9 protein-coding genes are annotated in these 11,927 nt (G+C 70.7%); 8 read left to right on the top strand and 1 reads right to left on the bottom strand.

Translation table 11 applies throughout. The features are described from left to right. Nucleotides 1-70 precede the first annotated feature (70 nt). Complete coding sequence (locus VFZ20_RS26480; protein WP_329686975.1) at nucleotides 71-673, bottom strand: DUF305 domain-containing protein; 603 nt, start codon at nucleotides 671-673, stop codon at nucleotides 71-73. Nucleotides 674-969: 296 nt separating this feature from the next. Between VFZ20_RS26480 and VFZ20_RS26475 the strand changes: the two genes are divergently transcribed. The 8 genes from VFZ20_RS26475 to VFZ20_RS26440 form a co-directional block, all read left to right on the top strand. Beyond that, nucleotides 970-1,380: a four-helix bundle copper-binding protein gene (locus VFZ20_RS26475; RefSeq protein WP_329686974.1), complete on the top strand. Its 411-nt coding sequence runs from the start codon at nucleotides 970-972 to the stop codon at nucleotides 1,378-1,380. A gap of 162 nt (nucleotides 1,381-1,542) precedes the next feature. Further along, nucleotides 1,543-2,319: a hypothetical protein gene (locus tag VFZ20_RS26470; RefSeq protein ID WP_329686973.1), complete on the top strand. Its 777-nt coding sequence runs from the start codon at nucleotides 1,543-1,545 to the stop codon at nucleotides 2,317-2,319. Between the two features lie 76 nt (nucleotides 2,320-2,395). Further along, nucleotides 2,396-3,724 (top strand): DUF4198 domain-containing protein, encoded by a 1,329-nt coding sequence (locus VFZ20_RS26465; protein WP_329686972.1) that lies wholly within the window; start codon nucleotides 2,396-2,398, stop codon nucleotides 3,722-3,724. Between the two features lie 98 nt (nucleotides 3,725-3,822). Continuing rightward, nucleotides 3,823-4,926 carry a UDP-N-acetylglucosamine--N-acetylmuramyl-(pentapeptide) pyrophosphoryl-undecaprenol N-acetylglucosamine transferase gene (locus VFZ20_RS26460; RefSeq protein ID WP_329686971.1) on the top strand — a complete coding sequence of 368 codons (1,104 nt, stop codon included), beginning with the start codon at nucleotides 3,823-3,825 and terminating at the stop codon, nucleotides 4,924-4,926. An 81-nt stretch (nucleotides 4,927-5,007) separates the two neighbouring features. Continuing rightward, nucleotides 5,008-5,805, top strand: a complete 798-nt coding sequence (locus VFZ20_RS26455; RefSeq protein ID WP_329686970.1) for a PepSY domain-containing protein — start codon at nucleotides 5,008-5,010, stop codon at nucleotides 5,803-5,805. An 881-nt stretch (nucleotides 5,806-6,686) separates the two neighbouring features. Further along, on the top strand, nucleotides 6,687-7,973 hold the full coding sequence (locus tag VFZ20_RS26450; protein WP_329686969.1) for a TolC family protein: 1,287 nt from the start codon (nucleotides 6,687-6,689) through the stop codon (nucleotides 7,971-7,973). Further along, nucleotides 7,970-9,301 (top strand): efflux RND transporter periplasmic adaptor subunit, encoded by a 1,332-nt coding sequence (locus VFZ20_RS26445; protein WP_329686968.1) that lies wholly within the window; start codon nucleotides 7,970-7,972, stop codon nucleotides 9,299-9,301. The genes VFZ20_RS26450 and VFZ20_RS26445 overlap by 4 nt, the downstream gene beginning before the upstream one ends. A gap of 7 nt (nucleotides 9,302-9,308) precedes the next feature. Further along, on the top strand, nucleotides 9,309-11,927 hold a 2,619-nt coding region (locus VFZ20_RS26440), incomplete at its 3' end, for a CusA/CzcA family heavy metal efflux RND transporter (RefSeq protein ID WP_329686967.1).

Here is an 11,927-nt window from a genome sequence, read left to right as displayed (position 1 = left end):
GAGCTGAAGACGACGGCCCCTGCCGCAACCCGGCAGGGGCCGCGCGTGGATTCGAGCCCGACCGGGCGGCTCAGTGCTGCATCTTCCCTTCGTGCTCCTGGATGTCCCTCTGCTGATCGGCCTTCATCCGCTCCGCCATCGTCCGCACCTGCGGGTTCGTAAGCTGCGGCAGCATCCGGTCGATCATCGCGATTCCCTCACGGTGATGGGCGATCACCTGCATGTGGAACGCCATGTCGAAGTCGGCCCCTGCCGGCTTCTGCGTCAGGCTGTCGACCATCGCCTGGTTACTGGGGAGAATCGTGGGCTGATGGGAAATGCCCTCGCTCTGCAGCATCGACAGCATCTCCTGCTGCTCCGCCGTCTGCTTCTGCGACATCTCGGCCGCTGCGGTCTTGATCTCCGCGCTCCCCTTTTGCGTGGCCTCGGCGGCCATGCGCTTCATGCCTTCGTGGTGGTTCGTCATCTCCCGCAGGAACTGCTGGTCAGGACTGCCCTGGGCGGTCCCGGCGTCCGCGGGTGGCGTTTCGGGCTGGGCGACGGCCGTGGCGGCGGTATCGCCGCCCGCCGCGGCCTGGTCCGAGGCGTCATCAGAGCCGCCGCAGGCTGCCGAGGCGAGGACGAGCGTGAGCGCGAGAGGACTGCCCCAGCGGGCAGCGCGAGACATTGCCATCCCATCCATCCCTGTCAGTAGGTGCTTGGATTGCCGAACGACACGTGTCGGCCAGCCGGGCCTTTAGCAAGCATAAAACATACCTGCGGACGTGCGGCCCACGTCGCGTCCCGCGTACGGCCGGACCGGAACGGGAGCGCAGGCAAGGATCATCATCAACTCTCCTTTATGCTGCGTAAAGCCATGGCAGGCGTCTTGCGGCACGGCCGAACCTCCTTTTCACGCCCCGCGGCCAAGGCCGCGAGGCTCCACGGGCGGGCGCTCGACGCCCCGTCCTGCCCGATCGGAGGCCGACGATGAACCACGTCCAGCAGATGCTCGCCACCCACCCGCGCCAGAGCGGAACGGACCCGAGCGCACTCGCCGAATGCATCCAGGAGTGCTTCGCGTGCGCGCAGGCTTGCACCTCGTGCGCCGATGCGTGCCTGGGCGAGCAGGCCCATGTGGAGCACCTCGTCCGGTGCATCCGCCTGAACCTGGACTGCGCAGACGTCTGCGACGCAACCGGCCGGGTGCTCTCGCGCCAGACCGAGGCGGACCCCGGCGTCATTCGGGCGCAGCTCCAGTCATGCGCCGTGGCGTGCAAGGCGTGTGGCGACGAGTGCGCGCGCCACGCCGAAGGGATGGGGATGGAGCACTGCCGCGTCTGCGCCGAAGCGTGCCGGCGGTGTGAGGAGGCGTGCACGCGGCTGTTGCGGGCGGCCTGACTCATACAGGATCGAGAGCCCGCCGAAGGGCGTCCGAGATCAACATCGTGCGAGATCGACATCGTGCGAGAGGTGGTGCCGCGAGGCTGCCGACGAAGCATCCCACCACGCTTGATCGCGGGCGCGAGAGCCGTTCCGCCTGAGCATTGACCGGAGGCTGCCGTGCAGGTTCCCCCGTTTCACACCGCGGAGGAGATGCGGGCCATTTCCGACCTCGTCCATCAGGTCGAGGGGCTGATCGTCGGGGTGACGGCGCTCCTGGTCCTCGGTGAAGCGGGACGGCGCATCCGAAACCGTCTGCTCTGGCCGGGCGCCGTGTGCCTGGCCGGCCTGTTCCTGCTGGCGGCCCTGCTCGCGCCGCACCACGGTTGGGAGCACGCGCGTGCGCAGTGGGTCTTCGTCTTCGGGGACGCCCAGCAGCGCCAGCACCTGGCCATCGCTGCCCTGGTGACCCTCGGCGGCGTCGCGGAGATCCTGCACCGGAGCGGGGGCCTGCCGGGCAAGCGCTGGGCCTTTGTGTGGCCCCTTGCCGTGGCAGGGGTCGGCGCCGCGTTCCTGCTGCATACCCAGCACGGCACCGGCGAGGCGGTAGCGCGCGCCGTCCTGGTCCACCGGCTGCTCGCGGCGGCGTTCATCGCTACGGCGCTGCTGCGCGCCGCCGAGGTTCTCAAAGGCCCTCGCGCGGGATTCCTCCGGTACGCGTGGGGAGTGACGCTGCTGGTCGCGGCCGGGATTCTCTTCGCGTACCGCGAGCCCCCGGGTGCCTACGCCGGCCACGAGCCGGCCGCGGCGAGCCCGCAACTAGGAAACGGATCTGAAGCCGCAGATTCGCGCCTTGGGAAGGCTTCCCCTCTCCAGCACGGCACCGCCGCCTGCAGGCCCGGTCTCGACCGTTGCGCCGTGGTGGGGCTGCTTGCCATCGCGCGCCGCTTTACGTAACGTAAATTCGCCGGGCACATCCCGCTGCCCGACACGGCGCCGCCGACGCGCCGACCCCTGCCCCACGAGAGCCTCCATGCCCCGTATCGTTCCGCCCGCCCGCCGGCGCTCCCTGGCCACGCTCGCGGCCGGCGCCGTGTTCCTCGTGACCGCGAGCGCTCTGGACGCGCACGACTTCTGGCTGGTGCCCAACGCCTTCATCGTTGCGCCCGGTGCCGACGTGGTCGTGCGCGGGCAGACGAGCAGCCGCTTCCCCACCAGCGAGTCCGCCGTGCCGCCCGAGCGCGTGGCCGACGCGCGAGTGATCGAAGCCGGGGGGACGACGCCCATCCGGGACCTGTCCGTACACGAGCGCTCGCTGAGGCTCAGCTACCGGCCGGCCGCTGCCGGCCAGGCGGTGGTCGCGGTGACCACGCGCCCGCGAAGCGTGCGGGAGTCCGCAGAGAGCTTCCGGCGCTACCTCGAACTCGAGGGCGTGCCGGAGCTGGTGGAGCGGTACCGGAGCGAGGGCCGGCTCCCGACCGACAGCGTCACCCGCCGCTACACCAAGTACGCCAAGGCACTGGTTGAGGTGGGCCAGGGCGGGCCCCGCGTATACGACCGGTCGGCCGGGCACCCGCTCGAGTTCGTGCCGCTCTCCGATCCGGCCGCCCTTCGGCCAGGCGGCTCGTTCGCGGTCCGCCTCCTGCTGGCGGGACGGCCGCTGGCCGGCGTCCGCGTCCATGCGAGCGGGGTCCCGGCGGGGCCGGGTGTGAGCGACGAGCAGGCGGCGGCGCAGGCCCGGGAGGCGACCGCGACGACGGATGCGCAGGGGGTAGCGCGCTTCGAGGTGGCCGCCGCGGGGCTCTGGAACGTGCGCACGCTCCACATCGTCCCCGCAGAGCAGGGCTCGGGAGCCGATTGGGACGCGCACTGGGCCTCGATGGTCTTCGGCGTGGGCCCGGCGGCCGCCACCCCGGCCGGCGGCACGCCCGGCCCGCGCGTACTCGGCACTCCGGCGGCGTCGGCGCCGGCGGGGCGGCAGCCGGGCGACTCGGCTGCGGTCGCCGAGGTCGTACACCGCTTCCACCGCGCGCTCGAATCCGGTGACAGCGCCACGGCCCTGTCGCTCCTCGCAGAGGATGCGGTGATCCAGGAGAGCGGCGGCGTGGAAACCCGGGCCGAGTACCGCGGGCATCACCTCCCCGGCGACATTGAGTTCGCGCGCGCCGTGCGGAGTGACCGCGGACCCGTCCGTGTGCGCGTCCACGGGGACGCCGCGTGGGCGACCTCCACCAGCACCACGCAGGGTGAGTTCCGCGGCCGCGCGATCAACTCCGCCGGGGCCGAGCTGATGGTGCTCGTCCGGACTGCCCAGGGATGGCGGATCTCCGCCATCCACTGGTCTTCCCGCGCGCGGCGCTGAGCACGCGGGGCCGGGCCGTTCCAGACCCTACTCCGGCGCCTTTCACGCAGGCCGGGGCGCGTCCCGTGCTCCGGGTACTGGCCGCGTCAGGGGACAGCGTGGGCCACCTGAGCCATGCCGCGGTGCTGCTGGACGTGCTCGCGCAGCGCTATACGCTCGAGGCCGCCGTAACCCTGCCCCGCAACGCGCGATTCCGCGACTGGATTGAGCGCCGCGGCTACCCGGTGGAGCCCGTGGGGACGGTGATCGGAGGCAACCGCGAGTTCTCCGGAATCGACCTGCTCCGCCACGCTGCATCCCTGGCGGCGTCCACGGTGTCGGCGATGCACGAGAGCCGCCGGGTGCTCGAGCGCCTGCGGCCGCACCTGGTGATCGGCACCGGGGGACGAGCTTCCTTCGCCCCCGTGCTTGCCGCCGCGCTCGGCGGCTATCCCACCATCACCGTTCCGCACTACGCCCTCCGGCGCTCGAACCACCTGCTCGCGCGCGTGGTAGACCGGACGTGCATCGCCCGCGAACAGGATCTAACGCGTTTTCCCGCGTACCTCCGGCACCGGCTCCGGCTCACCGGCACCCCGCTCCGGCCGGAGGCGTTCGCCCACGCATCGAAAACGGTGGCGCGCGAGCGGCTCGGCCTCGACCCGGTCCGCCCGGTGGTGGGGTTGATCGGCTACAGCGCCGGCTCGACGGCAACCGCGCGTCTCATGGCGGACGTGATGCGGCTGGTGCGCGCACGCCATCCCGAGGTGCAGTTCGTCGTGCAGCATGGGGCTCATCCCCCGCCGGGCGCGGGCGGGGCGGAAGGCGTCGTCGCGCGGCCCTTCTTCGATGATCTCCTCTCTGTGTTCCCGGCCTGCGAAGTCGCGGTGACCGCGGCGGGCGAAACGACGCTGCTGGAGCTGTGTGCCCGGGGCGTGGCATCCGTCTGTATCTCTCTCCCGGACACGCCCATCGGGCCGCACATCGCCGTGCTCGGTCGGGATCTCGAAGCGGCCGGTGCCGCCGTTTTCCTGCCGGTTGAGCGCACGACCGTGGCCGCGGTGGCAGCGCTCGTGGATCGCCTGCTGGAGCATCCGGAGGAACGGCGGCGGATGGCGCGGGCCGGATGGATCGCCTCGCGTCCGGACGCCGTGCAGTCGGTGCTCCACGTCATCTCGGAGCTGCTGCAGGAGCGTTACGGCTCCACGTTCGCGACCGGCTGAAGCTCCTCTCCACTCCTCTGCCCGGGCGCGCCGGCGCGAGGAGCCGGCGCGCCCCAGACCCTGATCTTCCTCTCGATCGAAATGGCGAACGGAAAGCGCAGTTCGACGTACCAGGTCCGGCGGATTCACCGGTGGCTGGGATTGTTCATCGGGATCCAGTTCATCCTCTGGACCGTCGGCGGGCTCTACTTCAGCTGGACCGACCTGGATGAGGTCCATGGAGACCCGCTGCACGCGAAACAGCCGCTGCTTCGCGGCGATGTCCCGCTCGCGGCTCCGACGGCGGTCCTGGCCAGCATCCGGGCGGCCGAGCCCGTCGACTCCCTCGTTTCAGTGGAGCTGGTGCGCGTGCTGGGCAGGCCGGCGTACCGCGTCGTGTACTACACGCACGATGCCGCGCGAACCGCGCGGAAGGTCCGCCTTGCGGACGCCGCCACGGGCTCCCTTCGCCCGGCTCTCGGCAGGGACGACGCCATCCGTGCCGCGCAGGCCGAGTTCGCGCACCGCGCGCCTGTGAAACAGGTGGAATACCTGACCGCCGACGACGTCGGCCGCCACCACGAGTACCGCGAGCAGCCGCTGCCGGCGTGGGCGGTTTCGTTCGACCATCCCTCGGGCGCGACCGCGTACGTCGCGGCCGAGCTGGGCACCGTCGTCCGCATCCGCAACGGGAAGTGGCGCACCTTCGACTTCCTGTGGATGCTCCACACGATGGACTACCAGGGGCGGGACAACTTCAACAACCTGCTCCTGCGGGCCTTTTCCGTCCTCGGCCTGGTGACCGTCCTCTCCGGCTTTGTGCTGTTCGCGCTGACGTCCCGACCCGTGCGAAACCGGCTCCGGCGAGAGACGGCGGGACGCATGCCGCGCGGCACCTGAGACGAGCGTCGCCGCACTGCCTGCGTGCCAGACGAGCCTTTTAGGCAATCAGGCGACCGCCGAGGCTGGCGATTGGAAGTTAAGGCGTGAGGTCCGTCCCCCTGTCGGACCTTGCGAGCCGCCGTTGTGCGGGAGCCTCGCGTCCAGCTTCTGTTTGTCCGCCCCGCCGTCTCGGATCGTCCCGAATGAGAAGTGCATGAGGACTGCCTGCATCCGGGTTGCCTGCCGTACAGCCGGACGATAGTTTTACGAGTGATGAAACACCGCTCCCGCTCACTGCTTGCGCTCGTTGCGCTGCTTACGCTTCTGGTCTCCATGACCGAGTCGCTGTGGGCCAGCGTGTGCTCGCCGGAGATGGGCAGCGGTTCCTCCCAGGCCGAGGCGCCTGCCTCCACGGCCGATCCCGACTCTCCGGCGGACCCCCATGCCGGGTGCGCATCCCCCGAACGCAGCGAGGCGCCTGATTCCCGGCAGTCGAAGCCGGACTCCGACGAGCCGCACTGCCCGCTGGTGGCGCTCGGGAGCGCGGGCACGTGCGTCCCGGCCTCACTGCCGGCGCGTGCGGCCGACCAGCCGAGCTTGGCTGGCGAGCGGGAGGTCCTGACCCCCCGCATGGACTCCGCGCCGCCGCTTCTCTTCTCCGCGCCTCCGTTCCACCCCCCGAAGGCGTAGCTCTCGCCGGGCGCTCGTCCCGGCCAGGTTCCCTTGCGACAACGTCTCGACGAACCCTGACCTGGAGCGCCATGCTCCGGGCGCACCCGCGTGCGCGTCCGGCATGGCTCCGGGAGAGAGCTACTGCATTGCGATCTCTTTTTGTTGGCGTCCTGCTGCTATGCGCGGGTGCGCGTTCCGCGCCTGCGCAAGAGCCGCCGGGCACGCCCATGCCCGCGCGGCCCCCCGCCAAGGGTACGCAGGACACCACCACCCTCGAGGCGCTGGTCGCCCGCGCCCTCGCGGCGCACCCGTCCGTGCGCGCCGCCGACGAGCGCGTGCGGGCGGCGCGGGCGCGCGTGATCCCCGCCGGTACCTGGCCCGACCCGATGCTGATGGCGGGAATCCAGAACCTGCCCGTCACTGACCCCGGTTTTGCGGATGAGATGACCATGAAGATGGTGGGCGTCTCGCAGACCATCCCGTACCCGGGGAGGACACGCCTTCGCCGCGGCGTGGCGGACGCCGAGGCCGCCGGCGCCGAGGCCCGGGCCCGGACCGTCCGCCTGGCGCTGGCCCAGCGCGTCAGGGACGTCTTCTATGAGCTCGCCTACCTGGACCAGGCCCTGGAGATCCTGGCTCGTAACCAGGAACTGCTGGCCGACTTCATCCGGATTACCGAGTCGCGCTACGGCGTCGGCACCGGCACTCAGCAGGACGTGCTGAAGGCACGCGTCGAAGCCGCGATGCTGGCCGAGCAGGCTGCGGCGCTTGTCGAGCAACGCCGTGCCGCGCAGGCACGCCTGAACGAGCTGCTGGACCGCTATAGCGAGGTGCCCGTGCCGCCCGTGCGTATGCCGGAGCGGGTCGCGCGCCTTGCCGTGCCCGCGTCCCCAGGCGCGGTGCGCTTCGTCTCGCCCGCCCTTGGAGCTCGTGCGGCGGGTTCGCCGCTGCCGCCGCTGCTCACGCTCGAGGAACTGGCGGTGGCGAACAGCCCTGAGCTGGCCGAGCAGGAGGCGATGCTACAGGCTGCCGCGGCACGGGTGGACCTCGCCCGGCTGGAGGTGCGGCCCGACGTGGACGTCTCGCTGCAATACGGCCAGCGAGACGGGATGCCGGACATGGTGTCCGCCACCGTGGCCGTTCCGCTCCCGCTCAACCGCCGCCGGCGGCAGGACCTCGGGGTGGCAGAGGCACAGGCGGAGTTCGCGGCCGCGGAGGCGGCGCGGCACGAGGCGCGGAACCGCGTGCGGCTGGAGGTCGCGCGGCTGTACTCGGAGATCGAGCGCGATCGCACGCAGCTCGCGCTGTACGTCGGCTCCGTGATCCCGCAGGCCCGGGCATCGCTCGAGTCCGCCACAGCGGGCTATCAGGTGGGGCGCGTTGATCTGCTCGCGCTGCTCGACGCGCAGGCAACGCTCTTCAACTACGAGACCGAATATCACCGGCTCCTCTCCGACTTCGCGCAGCGGCTCGCGGAGATGGAGCGCGTCATTGGTCGGGAGGTCATCCCATGAGCGGGTGGAATCGAGCGGGCGAGCGCTGGCGGAACACCCCGGCGCGCCTTCGGGTGGCGGTCGCCGCGGGGGTGCTCGCGCTGGCCGTCGTCGCCGTCTTCGTCCTGGCCTTGGACGGCGGAGGGGAGGAGCCGCCGCGCGGCCAGGCGCGGGCTGGGCAGATGAAGGGGATGGAAGGGATGCAAGGCATGGAAGGAATGGACATGCCTTCGGATGGCTCCGTGCACCTCACGGCGGCACAGATCCAGGAGTTCGGGATCACCTTCGGTTTCGCCGAGCAAAGAACGCTGGAGGACGAGGTACGGACCGTCGGAACCGTGGCGTTCGACGAAACCCGGATCGCACAGGTCGCGCCCAAGGTCGACGGGGTCGCGGAGCGGCTGTACGTGGACTTCACAGGCCGGCCCGTGCGCCGCGGCGAGCCTCTGCTGGAGATCTACTCCCCCGACCTGGTCGCCGCGCAGGAGGAGCTGCTGCTCGCGGCGCGGCTGCAGCGGACCCTCGGGGAGAGCTCCGTCCCCGGCGTCCCGGGCGGTTCGCCCGACCTGGTGGCCGCCGCCGAGCGCCGGCTGCGGCTGTGGGACATCTCCGAAGCGCAGATCGAGCAGGTGCGTCGCACGGGCCGCGTCCGCCGCACGCTCACGCTCTTCTCTCCGGTCTCGGGCGTCGTGGTCGAGAAACCCGTCGTTCGAGGCCAGGCGGTCGAGGCCGGGCAGACGCTGTACACGATCGCCGACCTGAGCGAAGTCTGGGTGGAGGCGGAGCTCCGCGAGGCGGACGCCGGCGCGGTCCGCGAAGGCTCTCCGGCGACCGTCGAGCTCGCGGCCTTTCCGGGGCGTCCGCTCGCGGGCACGGTCGAGTACGTGTACCCCACCCTCCAGCCCGAGGCTCGCGCCCTCAAGGCGAGGATCTCCATTCCCAATCCCGAGGGACGGTTGAAGCCCGGGATGTACGCCACGGTGCGGCTCTTGGCACCCGTGCGCAGTGCGCTCACCGTGCCGTCGTCTGCCGTGGTTCGCACCGGCGAGCGCACCCTCGTCTTCGTGGACCTGGGTGGGGGGCAGCTTGCCCCGCAGGAGGTGCAGACGGGACGCACCGCCGGCGAGCATACCGAGATCCTCGCTGGCGTGGAGCCGGGCCAGCGGGTGGTCACGTCCGCGCAGTTCCTCCTGGATTCCGAGTCCAACTTAGCGGAGACCATGCGGAGCATGATCGGCATGGGCGGCTCAGGCGGAATGGAGGGGATGGAGGGCATGGAAGGGATGGAGGGGGTGGAGTCCAAGGGCGCCGACATGAAGGGGATGCAGATGCCCCCGGAGCGGAGGTGAGCCCGCCATGCTGAAGCGAATCATTGAATGGTCCGTCGGGCACCGCCTCGCCGTGCTCCTGGGAACGGCGATGGTGGCGCTGGCCGGCCTGTGGGCCATGCTCCGTACACCGGTGGACGCCATCCCGGACCTGTCGGACGTGCAGGTGATCGTGATGACGGAGTGGGCCGGCCAGGCCCCTGAGCTGGTGGAGGACCAGGTCACCTACCCGCTCTCGACCGAGCTGCTGAAGGTACCCGGGACCAAGTTCGTACGCGGGATGAGCCAGTTCGGCCTCTCGGCCGTGTACGTGGTGTTCGAGGACGGTGTGGACCTGTACTGGGCCCGGAGCCGCGTGCTGGAGTACCTGAACGGGGTGCGGGACCGGCTGCCGGAGGGTGCGATGCCGATGCTCGGCCCAGACGCCACCGGCGTCGGCTGGGTGATGCAGTACATCCTGGCCGACACCAGCGGGACGCTCAACCTGGCGCAGCTCCGCTCGCTCCAGGACTGGACCGTGCGCCCGGCGCTCACCGCCGTGCCGGGCGTGGCGGAGATCGCGTCGTTCGGAGGGTTCGAGCGGCAGTACCAGGTCGAGGCGGACCCGGCGAAGCTGCTGGCCTACGGCATCCCCCTGTCCGCCGTGGTGGATGCCGTCCAAGCCTCCAACCAGGACGTGGGCGGCCGCGTGCTGGAGATGGGCGGCACGGAGTACGTCGTCCGTGGCCGCGGCCGCTTCGCCGGCCTGCAGGACATCCGTTCCGTGGCGCTCGGCGCAGGCCCCGGCGGCGTTCCGATCACGGTCGGCGACGTGGCGAACGTGCAGGTCGGCCCGGAGATCCGCCGCGGGATCTCGGACCTTAACGGCAAGGGTGAGGTCGTAACGGGGTTCGTGGTGATGCGCTACGGCGAGAACCCGCTCGCCGTGATCGAGGGCGTCCGGGCCAAGATGGCCGAGGTGGAGGCGGCGCTCCCGGCCGGGGTCACGTTCGTGACCGGCTACGACCGCTCCGGGCTCATCCGGCGGGCCATCGCCACGCTCCGGGAAAAGCTGGTGGAGGAGTCCATCATCGTGGCTCTGGTCACGATCCTCTTCCTGCTGCACGCCCAGAGCGCGCTCGTCGCAATCCTCACGCTGCCGATCGGCATCCTGATGGCGTTTCTGGCCATGCGCGTGATCGGCCTGAACGCCAACATCATGTCGCTGGGCGGGATCGCGATCGCGATCGGCGCCATGATCGACGCCGCGATCGTGATGGTGGAGAACCTCCACAAGCACATGGAGAGGAACGACCGCGAGGGGCGGCCGCTCTCGCACCGCGAGCTCGTGGTGGAGTCCGCGCAGGAGGTGGGCCCGGCGCTCTTCACCTCGCTGCTCATCATCACGCTCTCGTTCATCCCCGTGTTCGCGCTGGAGGCGCAGGAGGGAAGGCTCTTCAAACCCCTCGCCTGGACCAAGACGCTGTCCATGGCCGCGGCGGCACTCCTCTCCATCACGCTCGTCCCCGTGATGATGGGGCTGTTCATCCGCGGCGGCGTGAAGCCCGAGGCGGCGAACCCGGTCAACCGCTTCCTGATCCGCACCTACCGCCCCGTCATCGAGTGGGTCCTCCGGCACCGGTGGGCGACCATCGCGGGCGCCTTCGCCGTGCTGGCCGTGAGCGTGTTTCCGTGGTCGCGGCTGGGCAGCGAGTTCATGCCGCCCCTGAACGAGGGAAGCGTCATGGACATGCCCTCGCTCTTCCCCGGCGTCGGCACGGCCCAGGCCCGCCAGATCCTCGCCTCGCGGGACCGGGCCATGGCCGCTGTTCCCGAAGTGGAGACGGTGCTGGGGAAGATCGGGCGGGCGGAGACCGCGACGGACATGGCGCCGATGTCCATGATCGAGACCACGGTGATCCTGAAGCCGGAGTCCGAGTGGCGGCCGGGGGTGGACTACGATTCCATCGTGTCCGAGCTAAACCGCACGGTCAGAACCCCGGGCGTGGCGAACATGTGGTCGATGCCGATCAAGAACCGGCTCGACATGCTGGCCACGGGGATCAAGACCCCGGTGGGGATCAAGATCTTCGGACCAGACCTGTCCGAGCTGGACCGGATCGGCAAGGAGATCGAGGGCCACCTGCCGATGGTGGAGGGGACGAACTCGGTCTTCTCGGAGCGCGCCGTCGGCGGGCGCTACCTGGACATCCGAGTGGACCGCGCCGCGGCCGCCCGCTACGGGATGACCGTGGACCAGGTGCAGATGGCGATGATGGCGGCCGTGGGCGGCATGCCTGCCGGGCAGGTCATCGAAGGGCGGGAGCGGTATTCGGTGCTGGTCCGCTATCCCCGGGAGCTCAGGGACACGCCGGAGAAGATCGCCGCTACGCTGGTCGCCACCCCGTCCGGCGCGCAAGTTTCGCTCGGCGAGCTGGCCTCCCTCGGCGTGGTTCCGGGCTCCACGCTGATCAAGTCGGAGAACGCGTACCTGAACAACATCGTCTACGTGGACGTGCGCGGCCGCGACGTGGGAAGCTACGTGCGGGACGCGCGGGCGATGCTGGAGCGCGAGCTCAAGCTGCCGCCCGGGTACCGCCTGGAGTGGTCCGGCCAGTTCGAGGCCATGGAGCGCGCAGGCCGGCGGATGCGCTTCGTGGTGCCGATC

Origin of the sequence: Longimicrobium sp. (assembly GCF_036280135.1) — a bacterium.
Taxonomy (GTDB): domain Bacteria; phylum Gemmatimonadota; class Gemmatimonadetes; order Longimicrobiales; family Longimicrobiaceae; genus Longimicrobium.
Note: the sequence above shows the minus strand (reverse complement) of the source record. Positions and strands in the feature narration are given on the sequence as shown.

Bases quoted from the DNA above. Each gene is read 5' to 3' on its own strand.
- VFZ20_RS26450 (WP_329686969.1), top strand. From the start codon at position 6,687: ATGCCCGCGCGGCCCCCCGCCAAGGGTACGCAGGACACCACCACCCTC.
- VFZ20_RS26465 (WP_329686972.1), top strand. From the start codon at position 2,396: ATGCCCCGTATCGTTCCGCCCGCCCGCCGGCGCTCCCTGGCCACGCTC.
- VFZ20_RS26445 (WP_329686968.1), top strand. From the start codon at position 7,970: ATGAGCGGGTGGAATCGAGCGGGCGAGCGCTGGCGGAACACCCCGGCG.
- VFZ20_RS26480 (WP_329686975.1), bottom strand. From the start codon at position 673: ATGGCAATGTCTCGCGCTGCCCGCTGGGGCAGTCCTCTCGCGCTCACG.
- VFZ20_RS26475 (WP_329686974.1), top strand. From the start codon at position 970: ATGAACCACGTCCAGCAGATGCTCGCCACCCACCCGCGCCAGAGCGGA.
- VFZ20_RS26455 (WP_329686970.1), top strand. From the start codon at position 5,008: ATGGCGAACGGAAAGCGCAGTTCGACGTACCAGGTCCGGCGGATTCAC.